Source organism: Caulobacter sp. S45 (genome assembly GCF_009765965.1).
Lineage (GTDB): Bacteria > Pseudomonadota > Alphaproteobacteria > Caulobacterales > Caulobacteraceae > CAHJWH01.
Map to the genome: position 1 here is coordinate 1,333,679 of NZ_LMUL01000014.1, position 24,218 is coordinate 1,357,896.

At 66.9% G+C, this 24,218-nt stretch carries 29 protein-coding genes and 1 pseudogene; 9 read left to right on the forward strand and 21 right to left on the reverse strand.

Annotated features, from left to right (window positions below):
* Positions 1-5: 5 nt before the first annotated feature.
* Positions 6-629 carry a biliverdin-producing heme oxygenase gene (locus tag GSQ87_RS13125; RefSeq protein ID WP_158915861.1) on the forward strand — a complete coding sequence of 208 codons (624 nt, stop codon included), beginning with the start codon at positions 6-8 and terminating at the stop codon, positions 627-629.
* Between the two features lie 46 nt (positions 630-675).
* Here GSQ87_RS13125 and GSQ87_RS13130 read toward each other — a convergent pair whose 3' ends face one another.
* Both GSQ87_RS13130 and GSQ87_RS13135 read right to left on the reverse strand, forming a co-directional pair.
* Positions 676-921, reverse strand: coding sequence for a hypothetical protein (locus GSQ87_RS13130; protein WP_158915862.1), 246 nt, complete (start codon positions 919-921; stop codon positions 676-678).
* On the reverse strand, positions 912-1,613 hold the full coding sequence (locus GSQ87_RS13135) for an alpha-ketoglutarate-dependent dioxygenase AlkB (protein WP_158915863.1): 702 nt from the start codon (positions 1,611-1,613) through the stop codon (positions 912-914). The genes GSQ87_RS13130 and GSQ87_RS13135 overlap by 10 nt, the downstream gene beginning before the upstream one ends.
* 105 nt (positions 1,614-1,718) lie before the next feature.
* Between GSQ87_RS13135 and GSQ87_RS13140 the strand changes: the two genes are divergently transcribed.
* The 4 genes from GSQ87_RS13140 to GSQ87_RS13155 all read left to right on the forward strand — a co-directional run bounded on the left by GSQ87_RS13140 (position 1,719) and on the right by GSQ87_RS13155 (position 7,528).
* On the forward strand, positions 1,719-2,480 hold the full coding sequence (locus GSQ87_RS13140; protein WP_158915864.1) for an ImuA family protein: 762 nt from the start codon (positions 1,719-1,721) through the stop codon (positions 2,478-2,480).
* Entirely contained in the window at positions 2,395-3,918 is a 1,524-nt protein-coding gene (locus tag GSQ87_RS13145; RefSeq protein ID WP_158915865.1) for a DNA polymerase Y family protein, read from the forward strand. The genes GSQ87_RS13140 and GSQ87_RS13145 overlap by 86 nt, the downstream gene beginning before the upstream one ends.
* A 130-nt stretch (positions 3,919-4,048) precedes the next feature.
* Positions 4,049-4,237: a hypothetical protein gene (locus tag GSQ87_RS13150; protein ID WP_158915866.1), complete on the forward strand. Its 189-nt coding sequence runs from the start codon at positions 4,049-4,051 to the stop codon at positions 4,235-4,237.
* Between the two features lie 27 nt (positions 4,238-4,264).
* Positions 4,265-7,528 (forward strand): error-prone DNA polymerase, encoded by a 3,264-nt coding sequence (locus tag GSQ87_RS13155; protein WP_158915867.1) that lies wholly within the window; start codon positions 4,265-4,267, stop codon positions 7,526-7,528.
* 81 nt (positions 7,529-7,609) lie between these two features.
* Here the strand turns inward: GSQ87_RS13155 and GSQ87_RS13160 are convergent, their stop codons facing one another.
* The 18 genes and pseudogenes from GSQ87_RS13160 to GSQ87_RS13245 form a co-directional block, all read right to left on the reverse strand.
* Positions 7,610-8,209 (reverse strand): DUF4142 domain-containing protein, encoded by a 600-nt coding sequence (locus GSQ87_RS13160; RefSeq protein WP_158915868.1) that lies wholly within the window; start codon positions 8,207-8,209, stop codon positions 7,610-7,612.
* 228 nt (positions 8,210-8,437) lie between these two features.
* Complete coding sequence (locus tag GSQ87_RS13165; RefSeq protein ID WP_158915869.1) at positions 8,438-9,241, reverse strand: SDR family oxidoreductase; 804 nt, start codon at positions 9,239-9,241, stop codon at positions 8,438-8,440.
* 37 nt (positions 9,242-9,278) lie between these two features.
* On the reverse strand, positions 9,279-9,530 hold the full coding sequence (locus GSQ87_RS13170) for a hypothetical protein (RefSeq protein ID WP_158915870.1): 252 nt from the start codon (positions 9,528-9,530) through the stop codon (positions 9,279-9,281).
* 54 nt (positions 9,531-9,584) lie between these two features.
* On the reverse strand, positions 9,585-10,760 hold the full coding sequence (locus GSQ87_RS13175; protein ID WP_158915871.1) for a zinc-dependent alcohol dehydrogenase: 1,176 nt from the start codon (positions 10,758-10,760) through the stop codon (positions 9,585-9,587).
* Between the two features lie 42 nt (positions 10,761-10,802).
* Entirely contained in the window at positions 10,803-11,393 is a 591-nt protein-coding gene (locus GSQ87_RS13180) for an SRPBCC family protein (protein WP_158915872.1), read from the reverse strand.
* A gap of 252 nt (positions 11,394-11,645) precedes the next feature.
* On the reverse strand, positions 11,646-13,394 hold the full coding sequence (locus tag GSQ87_RS13185) for a DUF3363 domain-containing protein (protein ID WP_174241434.1): 1,749 nt from the start codon (positions 13,392-13,394) through the stop codon (positions 11,646-11,648).
* Between the two features lie 214 nt (positions 13,395-13,608).
* Complete coding sequence (locus GSQ87_RS13190) at positions 13,609-14,523, reverse strand: lytic transglycosylase domain-containing protein (protein ID WP_158915873.1); 915 nt, start codon at positions 14,521-14,523, stop codon at positions 13,609-13,611.
* Positions 14,520-15,035 (reverse strand): S26 family signal peptidase, encoded by a 516-nt coding sequence (locus GSQ87_RS13195; RefSeq protein WP_158915874.1) that lies wholly within the window; start codon positions 15,033-15,035, stop codon positions 14,520-14,522. Before GSQ87_RS13195 ends, GSQ87_RS13190 begins: the two co-directional genes overlap by 4 nt.
* Positions 15,032-15,538, reverse strand: coding sequence for a DUF2840 domain-containing protein (locus tag GSQ87_RS13200; protein ID WP_158915875.1), 507 nt, complete (start codon positions 15,536-15,538; stop codon positions 15,032-15,034). The genes GSQ87_RS13195 and GSQ87_RS13200 overlap by 4 nt, the downstream gene beginning before the upstream one ends.
* Positions 15,535-15,780: a hypothetical protein gene (locus GSQ87_RS13205; RefSeq protein ID WP_158915876.1), complete on the reverse strand. Its 246-nt coding sequence runs from the start codon at positions 15,778-15,780 to the stop codon at positions 15,535-15,537. The genes GSQ87_RS13200 and GSQ87_RS13205 overlap by 4 nt, the downstream gene beginning before the upstream one ends.
* Entirely contained in the window at positions 15,777-16,415 is a 639-nt protein-coding gene (parA, locus tag GSQ87_RS13210) for a ParA family partition ATPase (RefSeq protein WP_158915877.1), read from the reverse strand. The genes GSQ87_RS13205 and parA overlap by 4 nt, the downstream gene beginning before the upstream one ends.
* A 293-nt stretch (positions 16,416-16,708) precedes the next feature.
* Positions 16,709-17,494 (reverse strand): annotated as a pseudogene (locus GSQ87_RS13215) (replication initiator protein A); the annotation flags it as partial.
* Positions 17,495-17,506: 12 nt separating this feature from the next.
* Positions 17,507-17,770 carry an AlpA family transcriptional regulator gene (locus GSQ87_RS13220; protein WP_158915879.1) on the reverse strand — a complete coding sequence of 88 codons (264 nt, stop codon included), beginning with the start codon at positions 17,768-17,770 and terminating at the stop codon, positions 17,507-17,509.
* Between the two features lie 136 nt (positions 17,771-17,906).
* Positions 17,907-18,137: a DUF2285 domain-containing protein gene (locus tag GSQ87_RS13225; RefSeq protein ID WP_158917643.1), complete on the reverse strand. Its 231-nt coding sequence runs from the start codon at positions 18,135-18,137 to the stop codon at positions 17,907-17,909.
* A gap of 3 nt (positions 18,138-18,140) precedes the next feature.
* Entirely contained in the window at positions 18,141-18,470 is a 330-nt protein-coding gene (locus GSQ87_RS13230; RefSeq protein ID WP_371416669.1) for a hypothetical protein, read from the reverse strand.
* A 10-nt stretch (positions 18,471-18,480) separates the two neighbouring features.
* Positions 18,481-18,693: a transcriptional regulator domain-containing protein gene (locus tag GSQ87_RS13235; RefSeq protein WP_158915881.1), complete on the reverse strand. Its 213-nt coding sequence runs from the start codon at positions 18,691-18,693 to the stop codon at positions 18,481-18,483.
* A 126-nt stretch (positions 18,694-18,819) separates the two neighbouring features.
* Complete coding sequence (locus GSQ87_RS13240) at positions 18,820-19,083, reverse strand: DNA -binding domain-containing protein (protein WP_158915882.1); 264 nt, start codon at positions 19,081-19,083, stop codon at positions 18,820-18,822.
* Positions 19,084-19,443: 360 nt separating this feature from the next.
* Complete coding sequence (locus GSQ87_RS13245; protein WP_158917645.1) at positions 19,444-20,631, reverse strand: DUF932 domain-containing protein; 1,188 nt, start codon at positions 20,629-20,631, stop codon at positions 19,444-19,446.
* 468 nt (positions 20,632-21,099) lie between these two features.
* Between GSQ87_RS13245 and GSQ87_RS13250 the strand changes: the two genes are divergently transcribed.
* Both GSQ87_RS13250 and GSQ87_RS13255 read left to right on the forward strand, forming a co-directional pair.
* Positions 21,100-21,435, forward strand: coding sequence for a PepSY domain-containing protein (locus GSQ87_RS13250; protein ID WP_158915883.1), 336 nt, complete (start codon positions 21,100-21,102; stop codon positions 21,433-21,435).
* A gap of 48 nt (positions 21,436-21,483) precedes the next feature.
* Complete coding sequence (locus GSQ87_RS13255) at positions 21,484-22,113, forward strand: hypothetical protein (protein ID WP_158915884.1); 630 nt, start codon at positions 21,484-21,486, stop codon at positions 22,111-22,113.
* Between the two features lie 92 nt (positions 22,114-22,205).
* Here the strand turns inward: GSQ87_RS13255 and GSQ87_RS13260 are convergent, their stop codons facing one another.
* A complete protein-coding gene (locus tag GSQ87_RS13260; protein WP_158915885.1) occupies positions 22,206-22,514 on the reverse strand; it encodes a DUF736 domain-containing protein in 309 nt (102 codons plus the stop codon).
* 705 nt (positions 22,515-23,219) lie between these two features.
* Here GSQ87_RS13260 and GSQ87_RS13265 point away from each other — a divergent pair.
* Positions 23,220-23,840 (forward strand): hemerythrin domain-containing protein, encoded by a 621-nt coding sequence (locus GSQ87_RS13265; protein ID WP_254062946.1) that lies wholly within the window; start codon positions 23,220-23,222, stop codon positions 23,838-23,840.
* A gap of 52 nt (positions 23,841-23,892) precedes the next feature.
* A partial coding sequence (locus GSQ87_RS13270; protein ID WP_158917649.1) for a catalase occupies positions 23,893-24,218 on the forward strand: 326 nt, incomplete at its 3' end.

Here is a 24,218-nt window from a genome sequence, read left to right on the forward strand (position 1 = left end):
TCGCCGTGACGCGCGAACCGCTCCCCAAGGGCGCCGGTGTGGACGTGATGGACCGGCTGCGCGCCGCCACCGCCGTCGCCCACCGGCGGCTCGAGCGCGATCTCGACCTGCTGCGGCCACCGCTCCTTAAAGATCGTTTCGCCCGTCTGCTCGAGCGGTTCTGGGGCTTCCATGTGGTTTGGGAAGCCACCGTCGGCCGGCACGGCGATCTCGCCGCGCTCATGACCTCCCGCTCAAGGCTCGTCCACTTGAAACGCGACCTGCAGGCCTTGGGACTGTCGGCCCATGAGATCGCGCGCCTCCCCCAATGCGCCGCCGCCGCAGACCTATCGCACACGGTCGAGGCCGCCATCGGATCGCTCTATGTTATGGAGGGCTCCACGCTCGGGGGGCGGCTGATCGGCAGAGCGCTTCAGGGTCGTCCTTGGCTGCCAGAGGCGGGCCTGACCTATTTCGATCCTTATCGCACCGAGACCGGGACCATGTGGCGGGCCTTTCAAGACCACGTGCGTTCAGCCTCGTCCGACGCCGATCAGCCGGCGATCGAGGCTGGGGCGACGCAGACCTTCGAGCTCCTGCGAGGTTGGCTGACGCGACCGCCCGCGAGCGCCCAAAACTCTGTCCCGTAATCGGCGCGACGCTCGCCGCCACGGTCCGCGATCCGCGGGCGCCCCGCTACTTGCCGCCCTTGTCGGTTTGCGTCAGCACGCCGCGCCAGCCTCGCCCGGTGTTCTCCAAGCTCTCGTGGCCGGTCGGCGGCGACGCTCGCCAATAAGAGACAGCCCCGGTCGCCCGATCGGTCAGACGCAGCACGTCGGCTGAAGACAGGTCGTCGACGCCGTCGAGGACGAGGCGAAAGTATTGGTGCTCGCCCTCTACAGAAGGGTGGCCGTCCAGATCGAGAATGCGCGTCACAGCCATCGGCTCTCAGAGGGATTCAACGGCGCCCTGCATAGGGGGCGGCCGCGTGGGGCGCGAGGCGCCAATCGCCTCGCCACTTGGTTTTGGTGTGGGCTAAAGCAGGGTTCTAAAGTGATCGAGTAGCGCAAAGCCTCCAAGGGCGTGATGGAATGCTCCCAAGCGGCGCGCGCCGGACCGGTCGACAGATAGGCGGACCGCCGCGCGAGGGGGACGGCCGCCCGGTCCCACTTGACCCCCGCCGCCCGTCGAAATCGGAGGACGCAGGGCGCGAGTAGGGAGAGGTCCATCACCAGGTCGAACTGCGGCTTATCCCGGTGCCAGCCGATGCCTGCGCCGGGCGGATATTCGTTGATGAGCGCCTGCACGAACGCGGCTTCCGGCTTTCCGGCAACCGCGGCTAGCTCGCGCCGCACCACCAAGAGAAACGCCGCCATCGGCTCGGACCGCTCGATCGTGCGGCGCGCATAGTCGTAGCGAAACCCAAACGAGACGACGCGCCGATAGCCGAGATGGCCGTGGAACTCAAAGGGCTTGAACGGCAGCTCAGCGATATGTCGCACCAGGTCCATCTCAACCTCCGGCGAGAAAATCTCGGCCCAATGGCGAAAGCCTTCTGGCGCAGTCATTTCCGCTTGGTGGGGACGCCCGAAGAGATCGGCTTGGTAGGTTGCATCCGTCTTGAGAGCTCTCATGAAGATCTATCCTGCAACGACCGGCACGGACCCGGCGCTTGACTCTGATCGCGCCCAAGAAGAACAAATTAGGAACATGCTTTCAACTGCCTTGTTTTGGATTTCATGCACGCCCCGCGGCCGCCCCCCGCCTTCACCGCCTTGCGCGGCGAGATCGAGAAGATCCAGGCGCGCGGTCGCGTGCGCCGGGACGTCTTGCCGTTTGGGGTCGCTTGCCTGGATGCGCGTCTGCCCGGAGGCGGCTTGGCGATCGGCGCGCTGCACGAAGTGGCCGGCGGCGGACGCGACGCGGTGGACGGCGCCGCTGCGGCCCTCTTCGTCGCCGGGATCGCGGCGCGCACCTGCGGTCAGGTGCTCTGGTGTGTGGTCCGGCCCGATCTCTTCGCCCCAGCGACGGCGCATGCCGGCCTTGCGCCGGACCGGGTGATCTATGTGGAGGCGGGCGACGATAAGGCGGTCTTGGCCTGTTTCGAGGAGGGGCTGCGCCACAAGGGCCTGGGCGCCGTCGTCGGCGAGGTGGGCCGTCTGTCGATGACCGCCTCGCGCCGACTGCAGCTCGCCGCGGAGGGCGCCGGGGTCATGGGGCTCGCTATCCGCCGATGGCGGCGATCCACTGAGGCCGCCGATTTTGGGCAGCCCACCGCGGCGACCACGCGCTGGCGGGTGAGCGCCCTGCCCTCAACACCCTTGCCGACCGCAGGCGTCGGACGGGCCCGATGGCGAGTTGAACTGCTCCGCTGCAAGGCGGGGGACTGTGCGGATTTTGAACTGGAATGTTGTGATGAGACGGGTCGTCTCGATCTCCCTGCCGAGCTGGCCGACCGATCGGATCCGGCGGCGTCTGGGTCCAGACGCGCCGCCGGCTGACACGCCGGTCGTGACGATCGGCCGAGACGGCCGCAAACGCGTGGTGCTGGCGGCCAACGCCCCCGCCCTCGGACTCGGACTCCGCCCTGGCGTTCCCGCCGCCAAAGCCCGCGCGCTGGTCGCCGACCTCATCCTCCACGACGCGGATCTGCAGGACGACGCCCTAGCCTTGGAGCGGCTAGCGCTGTGGGCGCTGCGCCGTTATTCGCCCCTCGTCGCCCCTGATCCGCCCGACGGCTTGATCCTGGACGTCACCGGCGCCGCGCATCGGTTTGGCGGCGAGGACGCCTTGCTGGCGGATATGATCGATCGGTTGGCGGCGGTCGGCGTCACCGCGCGGGCGGCGATGGCCGGATCGTGGGGCGCAGCGCACGCCCTCGCCCGGTTCGCGGCCGACCCCCGGCTCGTCGTCGCCAGCGATCGAAGCGGCCTCGCCGCCGGCGCACTTCCAATCCGGGCGCTGCGACTGTCCGCCGACCTGGTCGATACGCTCGAACGCCTAGGGTTCGAAACGATTGGCGATCTGGAGCGCCAACCCCGCGCGCCCCTGGCGCTGCGCTTTGGGATCGATCTGACACGCCGGTTGGATCAGGTGTACGGCCGCGTGAACGAGCCGATCGACCTGGTCGAAGCGCCCGACCCCATCCAGGTGCGCCGAGCGTTCGCCGAACCCGTCGGCGCTCCGGAGACCCTCGCGCGCTACACCTTGCAACTGGTCGAAGGCCTCTGTGCGATCCTGGAGACCAAGGGCTTGGGCGCGCGGACGCTCGACCTGCGGTTCCTGCGCGTTGACAATCGGGTGGAAGCGATCCGGATCGGAACGGCCCAGCCGGTGCGCGACATCGCGCGCCTGACGCGGCTGCTCTGCGATAAGCTCGAGACGGTGGACCCCGGGTTCGGCGTCGAGGTCATGGTGCTGACGGCGTCGCTTGCCGAGCCCTTGGATTGGAAGCCCGGCGCCAGCGACTTGATCGCGGCGCCGGAAGCCGATGTCTCCGCCTTAGTGGACACGCTGGCCAACCGCCTAGGCGAACGTCGCCTCTATCGGATGACGCCGGGCGAAAGCGATGTGCCGGAACGGTCGGTTCAGCGGATCGCGCCGACGGCTCCCGCCACGGGAGCGAGCTGGTCGCCCGCTTGGCCCCGGCCCTCACGGCTGCTGGCCCGGCCTGAACCCATCGAGACGGTCGCGCTTCTGCCGGACCAGCCACCGGTCTCATTCACCTGGCGCGGGACGCGGCGCCGCGTCCGACGCGCCGACGGGCCCGAGCGGATTTTTGGCGAGTGGTGGCGACGGGATGGCGAGCTCGACGCCGTTCGGGACTATTTCCAGCTCGAGGACACCGCGGGCGAACGCTACTGGGTGTTTCGTCGCGGTGATGGCGAGCGCGCCGCGACGGGCGATCTATCCTGGTTCATGCATGGGCTGTTCGGATGAAGCCCCACCCGTCACCGGTCCATACAGTCAGGTCAACAGCCCCCCATCCTGGAACGTTTCTCCAGCTTTGCCGTTTCTTTTTCGCGTATTCCGCGTGCAGAGGGGACGGGGGCTTCGAAGGGCCAGCACAATGGCGCAGCAATATACCTTCTTTTACCTCGATAAAGCTCGAACGCCCGCAACATTCGACATTGAATATTTCAATGACGACACAGAAGCTCTGGCTCACGCGGAAAAACTTCTGGTGGAACGGCCGCGATACCACGCGATCGAGATCGACACCGGCTCGGCGTCTGTCGTGGTGCAGCGCGAGGCCTGACAAGCGGGTCGTCACCCGGCCTGTGCCATGAGCCGCTACGTCGAACTGCAAACGACCAGCCATTTCAGCTTCCTACGGGGGGCGAGCTCCTGCGAGGAGTTGTTCGAACAAGCCGCGATGAACGGTATCGAGGCGGTGGGGATTGTGGACCGCAATTCCCTCGCCGGCATCGTGCGCGCGCACGAGGCGGCCAAGGTCACGGGCGTTCGCCTCATTGTCGGCTGTCGACTGGATTTAGTCGATGGGACCGGGATCCTGGTCTATCCGACAGATCGACCCGCCTACGCGCGGCTTTGCCGGTTGCTGTCGCTCGGCAAGCGCCGCGCGGGCAAAGCCAAATGCAATCTCGATTGGGCCGACGTCGCCGAGTGGGCCGACGGGCTGGTCGCCGTTCTCGTGCCGGACGCGGCGGACGAAACCTGCGTCCTGAACCTGCGCCGACTGCGTCAAATCTTCGCCGAGCGGGCCTATGTGGCGCTCAGCCTGCGGCGGCGACCCCGCGATGCGCTGCGCCTGCACAAGATCGTCAACCTCGCCGTGCAGGTGGGCGTCGCGACCGTGGTGACCAACGACGTACTGTTTCATGAGCCGGAGCGGCGGATGCTGCAGGACGTGGTCACTTGCATTCGCCACAATTGCACCATCGACCAGCTGGGGTTTCGACGAGAACGCCATGCCGACCGGTTCTTGAAGCCGGTCGACGAGATGCACCGCCTGTTCGCCGCCTATCCCGAGGCGCTGCAGCGGACGGTGCAGATCGCCGATCTCTGTCGCTTCAGCTTGGACGAGCTGGCCTATCAATATCCGGAAGAGGCCTGCATCCCAGGCCTGACGCCGCAGGAGGCGCTGGAACGCCTGACCTGGGAGGGCGCGGCCGAGCGCTACCCGGACGGCTTGCCGGACGAGGTCCGCACCACCCTTCGCCACGAACTGGAGCTGATCCAACAGCTCGAGTACGCCCCGTACTTTTTGACGGTCAACAGCATCGTCCGCTTCGCGCGGTCCCAAGACATCCTTTGTCAGGGGCGCGGGTCGGCCGCCAACTCCGCCGTCTGTTACGTGCTTGGGATCACCTCCATCGATCCGGCGCTGAACGACCTTCTGTTCGAGCGCTTCATCAGCGCCGAACGCCGCGAGCCGCCGGACATCGACGTGGACTTCGAGCACGAACGGCGTGAGATCGTCATGCAGTGGGTGTTCGAGACCTACGGCCGCGACCACGCCGCCCTCTGCTCCACCGTGATCCGTTATCGCGGCCGCGGGGCCATCCGCGACGTCGGCAAGGCGCTCGGCCTGCCCGAAGATCTCACCAAGCTCCTGAGCAGTCAGGTCTGGAGCTGGTCCGAGGAAGGTGTCGAAGCCAAACACGCCGAAGCGCTCAATCTCAATCTGGGCGATCGGCGCCTGCGCCTCACCCTGGATCTCGCGCGCCAACTGATGGGCGCGCCCCGCCACCTGTCTCAGCACCCCGGCGGCTTCGTCCTGACCCGCGACCGGTTGGATGAACTGGTGCCGATCGAACCGGCGGCCATGGCCGACCGCCAGGTGATTGAGTGGGACAAGGACGACATCGACGCCTTGCGGTTCATGAAGGTCGACGTCTTGGCGCTGGGGATGCTCAGCTGCATGAAGCGCGGCTTCGATCTGCTCAAAGCCCATAAAGGGATCGACGTCGATCTGGCCACCATTCCGCCGGAGGATCCGGCGACCTACGCGATGATCCGCAAGGCCGACACGCTGGGAACCTTCCAGATCGAAAGCCGGGCGCAGATGGCCATGCTCCCGCGCATCAAGCCCAGGACGTTCTACGACCTGGTCATCGAGGTGGCGATCGTTCGCCCCGGCCCGATCCAGGGCGACATGGTCCATCCCTATCTGCGCCGGCGGGAAGGCAAGGAACCGGTCGAATATCCTCTGCCGGAACTGGAGAAGGTGCTCGGCAAAACCTTGGGTGTCCCCCTCTTTCAAGAACAGGCGATGCGCGTCGCCATCGAATGCGCCGGGTTCACACCCACAGAGGCCGACCAGCTTCGCCGGGCCATGGCCACGTTTAAACATACCGGCGGGGTTTCTTCGTTCGGCGCCAAACTGATCGACGGCATGGTTGCGCGCGGCTACACGCCCGAATTCGCCACCAAGACCTTCTCTCAGCTTGAAGGGTTCGGCTCCTACGGGTTTCCGGAGAGCCACGCTGCAAGTTTCGCGCTGATCGCCTACGCCTCGAGTTGGCTCAAATGCTGGCACCCCGATGTCTTCTGCGCGGCGTTGCTCAATGCGCAGCCGATGGGATTCTACGCCCCAGCGCAAATCGTGCGCGACGCCCGCGAGCATGGGGTCGAGGTGCGGCCCGTCTGCATCAACGCCTCCCGGTGGGATTGCACGCTGGAGCCGACCCGCAACCCGGAACGGTTCGCGGTTCGGCTGGGCTTTCGCATGGTGCGCGGCCTCGCCAATGTCGACGCCGCCGCTATCGCTACGGCGCGCGCCGACCGTCCGTTTGCGAGCGTCGACGACGTCTGGCGCCGCGCCGGCGTTCCCGCCGCGTCGCTGGTGAAAATCGCCGAAGCCGATGCCTTTCAATCGGCGCTTCGCTTGGCGCGACGGGACGCGCTGTGGGCCATTAAGGCGCTTCGCGATGAGCCGCTCCCGCTCTTCGCCGCCGCCTCAGCTCGCGAGCAGGCGATCGTGCCGGAAACCAGCGAGCCCGCCGTCGCCTTGAGACCCATGAAGGCGGGCCGGGAGGTTGTTGAGGACTACGGCCATGTCGGGCTGACGCTGCGCCAGCATCCTGTCAGCTTCCTGCGCCCTCGCCTCGCCGCGCAGGGGATCGTCACCTGTCTGGATGCAGGCCGCGCCAAGGACGGCAAGCTCCTGACCACGGCCGGTCTCGTGCTCGTGCGCCAAAAGCCGGGCTCAGCGAAAGGCGTGCTCTTCATCACCCTTGAGGACGAAACCGGTGTCGCCAATCTGGTGATCTGGCCGCAGCTCTTTGAAAAGCAGCGCCGCGTGGTCCTTGCCGCGTCCATGCTCGGAGTTAGAGGCCGCATCCAGCGCGAGGGCGAGGTGGTCCACATGGTCGCCTATCGGCTCACCGACCTCTCCAGCGATCTGGCGAGCGTCGGCGACCACGAGGCGCCGTTCCCGCTTCCCCATGGCCGCGGTGATGATCTGCATCGCGGACCAGCCCGGCCAGACCCGCGAGATACGCCCAAGGGCATGAAGGCCCGCGACCTGTTCGATCCGCACCGACACATCGACGAGATGAAAATCAAAACCCGGGACTTCAGATGACGATTAGGTCGCTGCTTCGCCGTCGTGCCGCAGTGGATCGGCCGCGGGTGGAAGCCGTCAGCCCCAGCCCACGCACCGCGTTTAATGGGTCTTGGCCATCGCCTTGATCATTTCCAGATGGTGGGTGACGATTGGAACCGCCTTGGCCGCGGCCATCTTCAGGCCAGACTTGTCGCCATGGGCCGCGTAGCCCTTCATCAACGTGAGCGCTTCCTCGTGGGCAGCGACTTGCTGGTTGATATACCGCTTGTCGAACTCCGGCCCGCTGGAGGCCCGCAGATCGTCGAGCAGGCCCTGCCGGCGCTTGTCGAGCTCGGCGGGCGGCGTGATCCCAGGGGGCAGGTGCGCCTTGACCGCTTGGGTCGTCTTCATATGATCGCGGATCATTTCGCGCGCAAACGTCTTGATCTCGGGATCTTGGGTCTTTTCAAGCGCAAGCTTGCTGGCCTTGATCTCGTACATGTCACTGCGGGCCGCGTTCTCCACGAAGCCCTTGGCGTCCATCGAGCCAAGGGTGGATGCCGACAACATCCCCACTGGCGCGGCGGCGGCGTCGCCCGCATCCCGGCCAACACGAGCCTTTGACGTCGGCGCCTGGGCTAGCGCGGCGCCAGCGATCAAAGCTGCCGCGGCTCCGGTGAGAACGAGATATTTCATGAGTGTCTCCTGGGGCTTCAACACGAGCCTGAGCCCACAGGTTCCTCAAGGCTCACTTTCGAGAGCCCGTTCCGAGTGATCGCCGGACGGAAGATCGCCTTGGATCCGCAAATTTATGGGCGTGGGAAACAGTCGATGCCGCGGCCGACCGGGCCTGCCGCCTGCTCTACGGGTAGGAACGACCCGCTACGCCATTCAGGACCTGCAGCCTCGGACGGTGTAGCGGGTCTATTTGCATCCAAGCCGGCCGGCTCAGTTATCCGCTGAACCGGGTTTGGACATCCCGCTGTGGATTTTGGCGGCGAGGGTGTCCGGCAGGGCGTCGGCGATCGCGCCCATGACCTTGTTCTTGGCCATCGGCAGCACCTTGTCTTTGTTGTGCTGCAGCGCCTCGAAGGCGGCTTTGGCGACGACGGCCGGATCGTCCTTCTTGTCGGAAGCGCCGGCCTTGGTATCGAGCATCTCGGCGCGGTTGAAAAAGTTGGTCTCGGTGACGCTGGGCATCAGCACCGTCACGCCGATGCCGGTATCCTTCAATTCTTCCCGGAGCGCCTCGCCGAACCACCGCAGGAACACCTTGGTCGCCCCATACACGGCCTCGAACGGGTCCGGCATCGTGGCGGCGATCGAGGACGTGAACAGCAGCTTGCCGCGATCGCGCGCGACCATGTCCTTCAACACCAGCTTGGTCAGCTGCACCGCGCCGCGGACGTTGAGGTCGATCATCTTCAGCTCGCGCTGCAGATCGGTCTCAGCGAAGGCGCCGCTGAGGCCTACGCCAGCGTTGACGCAAAGCACGTCGACGGGACGATCCATGTTGCGGATCACCTGATAAAGCCCTTCCACGCCGTCTTCGCGGGAGAGGTCCGCGGCATGGGTCACGACGCCCGCGCCGAGCGACTCCAGGCCTTGCGCCGCTTCGGCCAGATGGCCAGCGTCCTCGGCCGCGATCAGGATATCGTAGCCGTTGTCGGCGAACTGACGGGCCAGTTCGTAGCCGATGCCGTTGGACCCGCCGGTGACCACGGCGAACGGACGGATTTGGGAATCAGTCATGGGTTTTCTCCCTTCGATGGCTGGTGGATTTGAGAGACTATTTTCGCGGCAGTAGATCTCCAGGCGGTCCAGGGCCCTGGGCCAGCCTGTCCTCGTCGTCGTGGAATAGGATTCCGAAGGCGAGGGATTCGGTGCGCCCGCGGCCGTGGCCGCCATCGTGTCCGTGGGCTGCGACGATGAGATCGGTCGGCGTTACTTCTGTGCGCAGATGCGCCGGAGAAGCGGCGATGCGATCGGCCGCGGCGCTGAGCCGGTCCGCCAGCCGTTTGAGGTCGAAGGCTTGAGCCACGAGGGTCTCCTGAAGCTATGCTCGATGAGGTCCGGCGTTGTGCTTTGACGTGGCCTACTGCGGGCGCAGCACGACCTTGGTCCATTCGTCCTGATGGTCATGGAAGTTCTTGAATCCGCTCGGCGCATCTTCCAGCGACAGCCGGTGACTGATGATGAAGCTGGGGTCGATCTCGCCTTTGAGTATCCGTTCCAGCAGAGGCGCGAGATACTTGTGCATGTTGGTCTGGCCCATCTTGAAGGTCAGGCCCTTGCCGAAGGCGGCGCCGAACGGGACCTTGTCTAGCAGTCCGCCGTAGACGCCAGGGATCGACAGCGTGCCGCCGGGCTTGCAGGCGACGATGGCCTCACGCAGCACATGGGGCCGGTCGAAGCTGAGCTTGAGCGTCGTCTTGACGAAGTCGAGCACGTTGTCGGCCGCCCAGCCATGGGCCTCCAGCCCGACGCAGTCGATGCAGTGATCCGGACCGCGACCACCGGTCATCTCGGTCAGCGCCTCGTTGACCCGGACTTCCTCAAAGCTGATCACGTCGGCGCCTGACGCCTTGGCCATCTCCAGCCGCTTGGTGCGATGGTCGATGGCGATGACCCGCTCGGCCCCGAGCAGGAAGCAACTCTTGACGCAGAGCTGTCCGACTGGGCCCAGGCCCCACACCGCAATGGTGTCGCCCTTTTGGATGTTGCAGTTCTCCGCCGCCTGATAGGCGGTCGGAAAGATGTCGGAGAGGAAGAGCACCTGCTCGTCGTCCAGCCCGGCGGGGATCTTGATCGGCCCCACATTGCCGAACGGGATGCGGACGTATTCCGCTTGGCCGCCGGCATAGCCGCCCATCATGTGCGAATAGCCGAACAGGCCCGAACCGGCGTAGCCGTACAGCGCCTCCATCATCGGCGCCTTGTCGGACGGGTTGGAGTTCTCGCAGGCGCTGTAGAACGACGATTTACAGTGATGGCACTGACCACAGGCGATGGTGAACGGGTTCACCACCCGGTCACCGACCTTCAGGTTGGCGACCTCGGGCCCGACCTCGACCACCTCGCCCATGAACTCGTGACCCATGATGTCGCCCGGCACCATGGTCGGGATCATGCCGTCGTAGAGATGCAGGTCCGAGCCGCAGATGGCGGTGGCGGTGGTCTTGATGATGATGTCGTGCGGATTGACGATCTTGGGATCGGGCACGGTGTCGACGCGGATGTCGTGCTTGCCATGCCAGGTTACGGCGCGCATCTGTAACTCCTGAAACGCATAATATTTTCGGGGTATTTGAGCTCAGCGCGTCTCGGCGCTTCTAGCCTCGTCCGTGGCGTCGCTCTTCTTGTAGCGAGGCGCGGCGTCGGGATATTGGGTCGTGGCGATCTCGCCGGTCTCCAACAGCATTTTCAGCCGCCGCAGATCGCGCTTGGCCTGCACGCCCGGCTCCTTCTGGAACAGCTCGGCCACCAGCTTGCCGATCGCGCCGCCGGGCGGATCGTAAACGATGGTGGCGTGGATCTCGGCGCCCCGGCCGAACGGCGCGTCGCGGAACTCCACCACGCCATGGTTCTTAACCTGGGCGCCCTCTTCCGAAATCCAGGCGATCCGGCGACCGGGTTCATCCTCACTGATGCGGGCGTCCCACTCCACCGTCTGCCCTGCCGGCCCCTTGACCACCCAATGCGAGCGGTCGTTGTCGAGTCGGTCGATCCGTTCGATGTTCTCCATGAACCGCGCCAGGTTGGTCAGGTCGCGCCAGAAGGCGTAGAGTTCGTCTCGCGTCTTGCCGCCGACGGTCACGGCGCGCACCGCAACGGCGTCGCCACCGGAAGCCCGGTCCGATTTATGCTTGATCGCGTCGTCGGGAACGGTCGGGCTCGATTGCATGGGCGCCTCCTTGGCTATCGGCAAAAGCTCCTAACTGAAGCAGTTGTTCCGGAGCCAATCGCCCTCCTCGACAGGATGTTTAAAGCATAGCTTCGATGTTTAGATTTTCGGTAGCTCTCCTGGAATGAACGTTCTTGCAGCTTAGCTTTAGGGCGACACCCGTTCGACAGATCGAAACGGCCTATCTCTGGGCCACCGGGGCGGGCTTCCTCAGCAGAGGACACTGCAACGTGTGTACGATAGGACAAACGATCATCGCCCCAGCCCCCGCTTGCGCCCAAGGTTCCAGTCCACGCCGCCGCCGGGAAGCATCGTACCGGAGACGTTTTGTCCGAGGTGCTGATCGAGCGCCGGACGCCAGGGCACAAGTTGGAAGCCGAGACCATCATCGATCATCGCAAAGCGACCCGACGCGAGCGCGAGCCGCTGGCGGTAGATCCCGGCGACGACATCCCCTGAGGCGGACGGCGTCCGGACAAGTCCCGTCTCGTCTGCGAGCCGCGCCGCCGAGGCGTCCAGCTCACGGCGACGCAGGGTGTCGATCAAGCCTTGGACGTACACCGTGCGGCCGCCCGCGCGTTGAGCGAGCCCCTCGGCCAGTAGGTGGTCGGCCCGCCGCGACATCGCCGCACGGATCTCGCCACCGAAGCCGCCGGCCGTGGGGGCGGGGTCGCGGGCGATGAGCTGACGGTCCAGCCAGGTCGCCCCGTCCGCAGTGACCTGGGCCTCCAGCGAGAGATCGGACCGCACCGCCAGAGCCGATCGCCGCCGGCCGTTGACGTCCTCCCACGCGCGCAGCTCGACAAGGGCGCCGGGCCGAGTGTCGCCTGTCATCTCCAGATCACCGAACCGCAGGTGATGGATCCGCCCGTCCGCGCCATCGACAATGGCATAGGCCGAACCTTCGACCTCATCGTGCAGCCCGCGTTCGACCAGCCGCCCCAGCACGGGCTCGGAAACGTTTTCATCGTGGATGGCGAAGCGGGCGACGTCCGGCGTCCCGTCTCCTCGGGCCATGGCGCGATGCAGGGTCTTGATGATGTCGCCACGGATCGAGAGTTCGCGAAGGGTCTTCTCCGCGTCCGGCTTCAGAATCCAGGCGGCGGGTCCCGCCGGCTCAGCGAGCCCCAGGCGTTCCAACTTCATCGCCCGACCGATCATCAGCCTGCGCAACCCAGGATCGGGCGCTCCCGCCTCAGGCCGTAGGTCGGCCACGCCGCCACCTTCGTCGGCATAGGCGCGAAGGGCTCGGTCGAGGCTGGTCCACCGTTCGGCCTCCACCTCCTTTTGAAGCGCGGCGCCGATCTCGTGCCCGCTGCGCGGGCCCAGCTCCAGAGTGACCCGGTCTTCGGCCCGCATCCGTAAGCCCCGGCTGATGTAATCGCGGCTGATGACCAGGTCCTGGCCATCCTCGGCGCGCCCGCGGACCAGCAGGTGGATATGGGGGTTGTCGGTGTTCCAATGATCGACCGCGACCCAGTCGAGCCGGCCGCCCAGGTCCCGCTCGGCGTCGGCCATGAGCTCGCGGGTGAACGCGCGAAGGTCGCCCATCTGATCGGCGTCCTCGGGCGAGATCGTGAACCGAAAATGATGGCGGTCGTCTTCGCACCGCTCGGCGAAGGCTTTGACGTCGGCCTGCTCGCTGTTCGTATCGAACATCTGCGCAGGCACGCCGTCGCGGGTGACGCCATCACGCCGCAGATAGGCGCCGTGCCGCGCCAGCGGAGCCGCTCGGAATTTGGCCCCGACGTGACGCACGACGCGGGCCTTGATCACGACGCGGCGCGTGGGCGAGCGGAGCGACCGGCCGATGGCGGCGGCGCGACCGCGGCCGAACCGGGAGCTCCCGCCGCCCTGCCGACGCGACCCGAATACCCGCCCCGTCTGGCCGGCCTTGCGCGCCGCCTGCATCACCTGGCCGACGAAGCTCTTCGCCTCGGCGCCGCGGCTATGGCGGATGCGGCCAAGGCGGACGGAGACCTCGTCCTCGCCGGCGCTCAACGGAGGCGCTTTCGCCCAAAACCGCCCAACGATGGCGCTTGGAGGGTTGATATTATTGGGATTTCGCCGCGAAGCGACGGCGCACGCGACGGTGAGCCGGCGCGAATATCCCAACAAAACCAACCATATGCACCCCGGCCGACGGCGGTGCTTTTATCTTGCCATCGCCGGATCGAGCAGCACGGCCCCCTTCTCTCCACCCCTCTCCCGCACCTCACTGGGGCGACTCCGAACGACGGCGATCAATGAACAGGCCCGCCGCCTGCGGCTCCAGACCGGTGATATCGACCGTTGACGGGCGCGTGGACGAAGGCGGCGGCGATGGTTCGAAGGCGGCGTCGGAAGAGGTGACCGGCGACGCATCGCTGGGTTTTGGCGCGGCGATGAACAACGGCGCACGGGCCCAAGCGAACGGATCGGGCGCTATCGCGGCGCGGCCGGCTTGCACACTCGCGATCAACGGGACCAGTCGCGCGAGGTAGAGCCGGGTCTCCAAAGGCAGCGGCAGCCCGGTCGCGAGATGGCGTTCGTAGCGTCCTGGACCGACGTTGTAGGCGGCCAGAAAGCCCGGCGCGCCATAGCGGTCGTACATTTCGCGGAGATACGCCGCGCCGGCCAAGATGTTGTCGCGGGGTTGCAGCGGATCGGCGCCCAGACCGTAAGACTGGCGCAGCCGGGCGAAGGTTTCAGGCATAAGCTGCATGAGGCCGAGCGCGCCTTTGGGCGAGACCGCACGCGTATCGCCGCCGCTCTCAACCTGCAGCACGAGCCTCACCCAAAGGGCCGGCACCGCGAAGCGCGCCGCGGCCTCATCGACAAGATTAGAGATCGGGGACGACGCGACGACCGGGCCAACGGCCGGCGGGGAAGATAGCGCTTGAGCGAGGGCCGCCCCGGGCAAGACCGACAGAACGACGGCGATCCCAAGACACCTCCGCCCAATCGGACCGCAGCGTGCCAGCGTGCTCTCGGCCGTCCAGGGCAAGGCGCGGTCGCGCCGGCCTGACGGCCGCCCTGGACCGCCGCTGCGCGCGCTGGCCGCGCAGACCTCGGTCGGGGCGGAGGAAGGGTGCGGCTTTCGATCGAACAAAGGAAGGTCAGGCGCAGAGCAGCGCAGCGGCAAGGTCATGGCGCTCTCGGAATCCAGAGCGGCGCCGCGCGGCCGACGACGACGGCGAGCGGGAGGCGTCCGAAATAGCGGCCGTCGAGGCTGTCGGGGCGGCCTGGGTTCAGCAGAAAGACTTCATCCGAGGCGAGCGTGAAGCAGCCCTGCCAGACCGGCATCGATCGGCCGCGGCGGTCATGCGCCAGCGCCATGGCGACCGCCGCGCCATCGATGCTGACCCCGGCGCCAAAGCGGCAGACGCGTTGCGGCGTCAACGCGGCGACCAGCTTGACCAGCGGGACGCCCAGCGGCAGCGATCGGCGGGCGTCCAGATACCGAGCCAGGGCGGCCGGCGGGCGGGCGACGGCAAGGTCGCCGACGTGCAGCGACCCCGGCGGACGGACGACGTAGAGACCGATCGGCACGCTGGCGCTAGCGTTCCAGAGCAGCCGCGGCCGCGGTGTGACGGCGACGGGCGCCAGCATCAGACCGATCGCCCCGAGCGCAACGCCCGTGCAAAGCCAGCGCCGCCTCATGACCCGATCCGCCGGCGCAACAGCCACGCCCGATGGGCCGCGAACGTGTAGGGGCGCGCCGGCTCTCCTGCCGTCAGGCGATTGTGGACGTGGCGCCAGTGGTCGGGCGCGGCGTCGGCGGCGTTCAGGCCGACCGCCTCCACCGCATCGATGGCCTGCAACGCCTGCTGAACCTTGGGCCAGCCGTTGATGTGCAGCAGGACTTCGCCGCCCGGCCGGACAAACGGGAGAGTTTGGTAGGGCTTTCCAGGTGTCGCGGCGCTGACGATATCGATGCGCGAGACGACGGTGCCGAAGTCGTTGGAGGCCCAACGGACGAAGGCGAACAGGCTTCCGGGCGCGAAACTCAGCACCCGTCGGCGACGGTCGAGAATCGTCTCCTGCACGGGCCGACCGAAGCGCATCCAGTGCTCGATGCGCTTCTCGAACCAGGTCAGCTCGACGCGGGTCCAGTCGCCCGCGTCGTCAATCGGCGTTGGGTTGGTGAGCGAACGATCGGTCATGGGGCGCCTGCATCGGTGTCCGGAAATTCGCGCGCGAGGAGGTCGCGCAGCATGTCAGCGACGGTGATCCCGCGTCGGAAGGCGGTGACCTTGATGCGTCCGCGCTGGGCGGGGGTGACGTCGATCGTCAGTCGGGCCGTGAAGATCGCGGCGGAACGGGCCGCCGTGGGCTCTGGGGTCTTGACCCAGATGTCGGCGTCGCCGGGGCGAGCGGTGAAGCGCGGTCGCGGTGCGGCGGTCATGGCGCCAACCGTTCGATTTCGGCGACGAGCGCGCAGATTTCCCGCGCTGCGGCGCTGGCGGCGTCGATCTCCGGGGCGAGACGCCCGGTGCGCGCCGCATCGGCGAACACCACGCGCTGACCGACGCGGGCGATGAGCGCCGAAGGGTCGTGCTCGGCCAAGGCGTCAGCGGTCTCGCGGGCGATGATCGTGCCGGCGGGACACCGATTCAGCACGAAGCGGGCGAGGAGCTGCGGCCGAAAGATGCGCGCTTCGGCGACCAGTTTGAGCATCTCGCCGGAGGCCCATCCGTCCAGCGGCGACGGCTGGGCCGGGATCAACACGATGTCGGCCGCGAGCAGCGCCGAGCGCATCAAGCCAGCGACGCGAGGCGGCCCGTCGATGACCACATGATCGACGGCGCCGGCGAGATCAGGCGCCTCGTGGTGCAGGGTGTCGCGGGCGAGGCCGATGACGCCGAAGAGCCGCGGCAGGCCTTCGCGGGCCCGCTGCTCGGCCCAATCGAGCGCGGAGCCCTGCGGGTCCGCGTCGATCACGGTGACGCGGCGGCCCCGAAGCGCCCAGGCGCCGGCGAGGTGCAGGGCCAGGGTGGTCTTCCCGACCCCGCCTTTCTGGTTCAGCAGGGCCAGGATCATGGCGCCCTCCTCCGCGTCGCGGATGGACGGAGGGACGACTGAGGCGCAGCCACTTTGAGCGGCGGGTCCTCTACTACAAGGTTAGACTCTGTATTAGACTCTAAGTTAGGGGCGTCGATTTCTTCATCCGCCCAAAGCGTTAGCTGCCGGTCGTGCGTCCGATATCCCGACAGGTCTGCGCCTGATGTCACGAGACCTGGCGCGCCTGATCTCACGAACTGATTCACAGACTTATTCACAGGGCCTGTGGAGACCTCCGCCGAGACGAAATGCAGGATCTCGCGCGCGCCGCGGCGGTCCAGGCGCAAGCGGTAGCCAGGAAGCGGCTGGCGGGCGACGATGCGCCGAAGGTCCAGGGCGAAATCGGAGGGCCGGGCCAGACTGCCGGACTTGGCGTGAAGATGGGCGATCTCAAACGACCAGCCGGCGCGCTGGCGGCCGGCGTGCTTGCGCACGAGACGGTAGAGCCACCGCTCAACCCCGCCGGTGAGCCGGAAATAGGCGGGATCGATGGTGAGCACGAGCGAGCGGTCGACGACGCCGCGGTAGAACCAGTCGGGCAGGACGAACTCCATCCCCTCGATCCGGCCCGACCGGGCGGTCATCTCCTCCCACTCGTTGATCCAGGAAAACTGCTGGCGCCGCCAATGCGCGCCATGGCGGATGGTGGTGGCGACCACCGTCGATTGAAGACGCATCAGGGCGCGCTTCAGCAGGCGATATTCGGTGGCGCCTGTGGCGCGGCCGATGGCGCGCAGCAGCCCATAGGGCGTGAAGCGGAAAAACCGGGAGGTCGCCAGACCATGGTCCTCGGCCTCGACGATCTGGCTCGCGGCCCAGATCAGCACGTCGGCGTCCCAGATGGTGGCGAGACCATGCTCGGGGACGCCGAGGACCTGCACTTCCACGTCGCTGGCCTTGTAGAGGATCGGGGCGACGCGACGGGATTTGGACAGGGAGAAGAAGGGGCGCTCCATCAGATCCTGTTGATCGCGGGGGCGGCCGGTGTTGACGGCTTGGAACGGGGCCAGGCGGGCGCGTTCGGAGGCGGGCGACTGGGGCGAGCGCGGCGCGGACATGCGGCGCCCCGATCAGCGGGGCCGCGCGTCAGGGCGCGCCGCGGCCGGATAGATGCGCCCCTGGCCCGGATCGGAGGTCGACTGACGCAGGCCGAGGTCGGCCCAGGTCTGCAAATCCTCCATGGCGTAGACGATCCGGCCGCCGAGCTTGCGATAGGTCGGGCCGGTGCCGAAGGTGCGGTGCTTTTCCAGGGTGCGGGCCGAAAGGCCCAGCACGCGCGCCGCCTCGGGCGTTCGAAGAAAGCGTTGGGGGTGTTTGGCGAAGGGGTCGGGCATGGGCGAAATCCGGCGAACCGCCGACGCATCCGGCGGATCGACGGGCAGAGTGGCGGACCGTCGGCGGGGCGGCGGAGCACGAAGTGGCGCAACGCCAAAACGTCCATTCCCGGCCCGCGAAAGGCTGAAGCGCGGATCACTCCCCCCGGAGCAAGGCGCGGTAACCGCCGTTCATCTGCGCCAAGCCGTCGGCCACAAGCCGCATGACCTGGGCTCGGCGCGCGGAGGCGCTCCAGTCCGCCGGCCGGATGTCCTTCAGCGCGGTGTCGAACAGGGCGATGGCCAGCTGGCGCTGACTGGCGCCGGCGAGGTGACCGTCCAGCGCGCGAAGCATCAGGATCAACCGCCGCCGCTGTTGGAGCGTCAGCCGTCAGCGGCGGGGCGGCGGCCCGGCCGGTTTGCCCTGAAGGCGGCGATAGAGCCGCCGCACACTCTCCAGGCGAAGGGACAAGTCCCCGTCGAGCGGCACGAGCGCGGCAAGGCGTCGCCCGGCGTTGGGACCCAGCCGCCAATACTGCTGCTCACCTTCGGCGTCGCCTAAGAGCACGTGGCGGCCGTCCTCCGCGTGGTGCTCGACCAAAACCGGCCCGAGAACGTCTAGGTCGCTCATGTGAGGTCCGGCGAATCCGGCCGGCGCCTCAGTGAGAAGGACGGCGACGGGCGTCAGCTGCGGTCGCCAAAGCACGGGCGGACGAGGCATTTGCTTTGGATCAACCGGGAAAGCTCAACCCCCAGCGTTGCGCCAGCTGGGCCGTCGCCTCGTCGGCCGCCACGGCGCCGGCGGCGATGCGGCGGGACAAGCGCGCGTAGTCCCGTCGATACACCGCGCTGCGCAGGAGAAATTCCAGCGCGAAGCCCGGACGCTCGAGCGTGCTCAGGGCGGCGTCAGGGGTTTGGGACCGCCAATCGGGCGCCTGTTCCACTTGGCCCTCCCTTCCGTTCACGGGGTAAGGGCGCGCACGAGCCGCCCGCACGCGCATAGCCGCGATGATCGCGGCAGGCGATGCACGCCACGCGCGCATTCAGGATGATGCCCGCGAATGCGGACGTTACTGGAGCGGGGGTCCGAGCAGATAGGCGTAGCCGGTCGTGGTCATCCAGCGGGCGCGGGCGAGATGGCTGGTATGAACGATCCGCGCGCGCGCGGGATCGGCCCCTGGATCGAGGCCGAAGACGATCCGCACGACCTCGCGCCAATCCGCGCCTTCCGCGTCCGCATCGAGCAGCCGCAGATAGGTGATCAGGTGCCGCTCATCATAGGGGGTGAGCTGCGCACAGGTGGGCGCTCGGTCGTCGAAGTTCGGTGTGATCATGGTCGCCGCCTGAACTTGACACATCTAACGCCGAAATCTCCAGCGTCGTTTCCACTTGGCGTGCTGCAGTTCACGCACCGCGTTCTGCGATGGAGTGCGGCGCCGGTCCCGCGGATGGCCGCGAGCCGGGCGCCGCCCGGCGAGCGCCGGACGCGCCCCTGCGCGGCCGCCGCCGATCCGCAAAGTCGGATCGGCGCAAAGCCGTCGTCACGTAAACCCGCGTCGTCGCAGTTGCGTGAACGCGTAGAGCCGGGTCGTCGGCTTTCTGGGAGGGCGCAAAGCCGCAAGCCCGAAAACCCGTAAAGGCGCGAGGGCGTAAAGCCGTAGAGCCGACCGTCCGGCTCTACGGCTCCGCGTCTTTCAGGCGGCGCGCTCCATCAGCCCCTTGGCCTTAGCCTCCAGGTCCAGACGCGCGTCCTGGTGGGTTTTGGTGCGCGCGAGGGCGGTGATCCCTTGCACGAAGTCGAACAGGCTTTCCGGGGCCCGCCCCTCCTCGCGCAACACCGTCTCGATGATCCGCCCCGTCTCCGGTTTGGAGAAGCCCCGGCGCCTGAGGAAGGTCTCGCGGTCTTCCTCGGTGCGGGCGACAATCCGTTCACGCGCCGCCTTAATCCCGGCCACAAACGGGGCGGGGCTCGAGTTGGCGAACCGGGTCAAGGCCGGAGCGGCCTCATGGGCGAAACGCTTGGCCGCGAACTTAGAATGGCGGATGCTGATCTGTTCAAAGCCTTCCACGCCCCACAAATTCCGATTTTGGCAGACGGCGCGAAGATAGAAGGAGGCGATGCCCAGGGTCTTCGATCCCACTTCGCTGTTCCAAGCATAGAAGCCCCTGAAATAGAGGTCAGGCGTACCGTCCGGCAGACGACCCGCCTCGATCGGGTGGGTATCGTCCACCAAGAACAAAAACACGTCGCGGTCGCTGGCGTAGAGGGTGGTCGTCTCCTTGGTGATGTCGGTGAACGGATTATGGGTCATGCTCGCCCAATCCAGAACGCCCGGCACCTTCCACCGGGTGTCCCCGGTCCCGTTTCCGGCGATGCGCTGAACCGCGCCGACCAGCTCATGATCCCAGATGCGGCCATAGTCCGGTCCGGTCACGGCCCGAAGCTCCACGCGCCCGTCATCGGTCTCTAGGGTCTTCACCAACTCGGCGCGATGGGTGAGGAGACCATGTTGCAGGTTGATCCCCGCCAGGGGGGCCGGAAGTTGGCGCAGGTAGGCGGCGGGCGCGCTGACCAGGCCGCAGAGTTGGCCAAAGCTCCAGTGGGTCGAGGCGACGGGTTCCTCGCGCCCTGGCACGATCAAGGCGAGGCGTTCGGCATCCTCCCGGCTCGCCTCCACACGCACCGCACGGCTTTCCACGGTGCGGGCGGTCGCGCGGTCGAACCGACTCCGTAGGGCATGATGCAGACTGTCGAGGTCCAGATAGCGCTCGTCATCGGGGCGGGAGAACCACTCCGAAGAGACGCGGCCGATCCGCTCGCCGCGCGAGACGTCGACGCGGTAGCCGCCGGAGACAGCTTGCTCGCTGGGGTTCAGGGTCATGAGGGTCACGGGTTTTTCTCCTGAGGTCTGGGTTGAGCGCAGCGCTGCGCTGCAACCCTGGCCGTCGCCGAGACCGGGTGTGCAAACGGAGGGGCGGCTTCGCGGGGACCCGGCTGCACGCAGCGCGAAGCGCGAAGGAAGCTGGGCGGAAGCCGATCCGAAGTGCGCCGAGGGCGGAGCCCTAAGCTGGCTCTTGCGCTCAAAACGCCTAAAGACCGTAACCTCCGTTGCGGCTAAGCTCTCATGTATCGATGAGAATTTCGGCTCACCCCGCTCTCACAAATCGAGCACCGGGATTGGCCCTCTAAGGCTAAGCTTCAAGATCTCGCTGACGGTGCATCGTCACTACTCCGGCGCCGGCCATCTATGCTGACTGTGTTGCAACCGACATTCGCCGGTCCAGGCGGGTTTCAGCGGAACCTCCTGCGAGATCGGCTGTTTGGGTGCGAGCGCTAAGAGGGCAACTTTATGAAACTTCTCACAACACTGGCGATTTCAACCGCATTGACGCTCGGCGTAGCCGGCTTCGCGTCCGCTCAGGACCAGGCGGGGCCCATGGCCGACCCGCACGCCACTCAGAACCCGGCGATCAAGTCCCCCAAGGACATGACGCAGGCGCCCCTGGCCAAAGGGCACAACTCCTTCACCAAGGCGCAGGCGAGAGGCCGCATTCGCAAGGCGGGTTACGCCAACGTCACCGACCTCGCCCTTGACGCCGACGGCCTTTGGCAGGCGCACGCGACCCGTGACGGCCAGACCGTGAATGTCGCGCTCGATTACAAAGGCAACGTCGCCGCGCAATAGGCCGCCTCCCCCCAATCCGTCGGCATCGACCGACAAAGGAAATATCTAATGAGCCAAGTCATCACCCGTCTGTTCGATAGCTTCGCCGACGCTGAACACGCCGTTATTGAACTGGAGCGCGTCGGCGTCCCGCACGGCGACATCAGCCTCGTCTCGCACAAGTCTGACAAGAAACATGCCCGCGCCCACGTTCGCGAGCCCCATGACAACACCGCTGGCGAAGCGGCCGCCAAGGACGCCGGCGCGGGCGCTGCGATCGGCGGCGTCGTCGGCGCCGCCGGCGGCGTCCTGGCCGGGCTGGGCTTGCTGGCCATTCCGGGTCTCGGCCCGGTGGTCGCGGCGGGCTGGCTGGCGTCGACGGCCGTCGGCGCCGTCGTCGGCGGCGCGGTGGTCGGCGCGGCGGGCGGGGTCGTCGGCGCGCTGACGAACGCTGGCGTGAGCCGGGAAGAAGCCGAAGTCTACGCGGAAGGCGTTCGCCGCGGGGGCACCCTGGTCAGCGCCAAGGTCGCCGACGACAAGCTGGCGCTGGCGGAAGCCGCCATCAGCAACATCGGCTACGTCGATGTGGCGGTCCGCGGGGCCGCTTATCGCCAGGGCGGCTGGTCTCATTTCGACGAATCCGCGCCGCCCTACGCCGACGACGAGATCGAAATCGAACGCTCTCGCTGGGCGCGTTGATAACGAGCGGTCGCGGGATTTGCACCGCGACCGCCGCGCCTGGCTGACGCCAATAAGGACGCCCCGCTCCGAAGAGCGGGGCGTCTGAGGCGTTACTCGCCGTTGCGGCGGGACCAGATCAGCGTGTGGGTTTCGCCGTCGTCGGTCTCCACCAAGGTGGCGTAGATCGGGGCGGGGAAGCTCGGATCGTCCAGCTTGACCGAGAGGTAGTCTCGGTCTTCTCGCGAGGTCTTCTTCCAGGCCGCGCCGAACTCGGTGGAGCCGGCGAAGATGCGGAAGTCGGGCGCCCGGTCATTGTCCTTGTCGGCGGCGCGGATCGTCGCCTTGACGTTGAGGGCCAGGGTCTTGACCGAGCCCGTAAACCCGGTGTCGCTCTTGGTGAAAGTGCCGATGGTCGCCATAACTGTCTCTCCTGTTTCATCTTGGCCGCGACCGCCGCGGCCTCGATGGCGATCGTTGGACCGGCGGTCGATCACCCTGCAGCCGTAAGGCCCGGAGCAGGCGAAGGACGGCGCTGGACGACCTTTTTGCTTCGCGATGCAAAGCGCCCTGCGCGGCGGAAAAAGGCCGACCGGCGGCGTTGCAGGACGACGATCGAGGCGAAGCCGAACCTCCGGTCAGATTCGCTCCTGAGAGGCCGCGCGCCGCGCCAAGCGCTTCTGGGGAGGAGGATGGCGACGATGGGGTCTGGCGTGCAAGACGCGGTGGCCGAAGGTCGTGCGAACACTGACGCCCGCGCGGTCGCGGCGGCGATCGCGCGCCGACAGGCCTGACCGGGCGCTCGCGGCGTATGTTGGAGCGGCGCCGGCGGGCCTTCTAAGGGAGACCGACAATTCAGACCGGCCACACCGGGACGACGCCCGTCACCGCATCGATCTGCGCCCGCCTGGGCGGGCCAGACGTGGTCCGCCCAACCACACCTGGACCGCCATGACCGCGGCCCGCGAAAACGCTGAACAGACGCCCTATCCCGTTGAGCGGCGCTCGCTGCGTCGTTCCGGCGCCACTTGGGCCGCTAAGCCCAGGCGGCAAATGGTCATTGAGGTGGCGCGGCGTGGATCGGAGCGTCCGCGCAAACCAACCTTTGCAGTAAGGCGCTCAATTTATTGAGAATTGTCGCCTTTATGACAGTGGAACCGGATCGATTCCCCAGGGTTAAGGCGCCACTGCAACATAGGGGCGATCCAATGGCCACAACGGCAAAAACCAAGGCGCAGAAGACCGCCGCCCGCGCGGCGGTGTCCAAATCGAAGCCCGCGCCGAAGGGCGCGCCGCAAAACGCCATCGACCTGTTGGTAGCGGACCATCGGGAAGTCGACGAATATTTCACCGCCTATGAAGAGCTCACCTCCGACTCCGACAAGAAGGCGCTCGCGCAGAAGATTTGCCTGGCGCTGAAGGTGCACACCGAGATCGAGGAAGAGCTGTTCTATCCGGCCGCCCGTAACAAGACTGGCGACGACGATCTTCTCGACGAAGCCGTGGTCGAGCACATGGGGGCCAAGAATTTGATTGCGGAGATCGAGGCGATGCAGCCCGGCCAACCGCTCTACGACGCCAAGGTCAAGGTCTTGGGCGAACAAGTCCGCCACCACGTCGAGGAAGAGGAAGAAGAGCTTTTCCCTGAGGTGCGGGAGACCAACATGGACCTGGATGCGATCGGCGCAAAGCTCGCGGCGCGCAAGATTGAACTTATAGCGCTGCTCGCCCCGGCGACGACCGCCTGACCCGCCCCCTCATTTTTCCCGCCAGCGATCGGCGGACGCAAGGATTCTCATCATGGCCAAGACCCAAGCGGACAAGCCCGCAACGGAAACCCCGACCCCGCTCGGGTCCGGCGGCGAACTGCACCAGCAAGCCGATAGCGCCTCGACGCTCCTGACCACCAATCAGGGCGTGCCGATCAGCGACAATCAGAACTCGCTGAAGGCCGGCGTGCGCGGGCCGGTGCTGCTGCAGGACTTCATCCTGCGCGAGAAGATCACCCACTTCGACCATGAGCGCATTCCCGAGCGGGTGGTGCACGCCCGCGGTTCGGCGGCGCACGGGTTCTTCGAGTGCCTGGACTCCTGCGCCGACATCACCCGCGCGGACTTCCTGCAGCG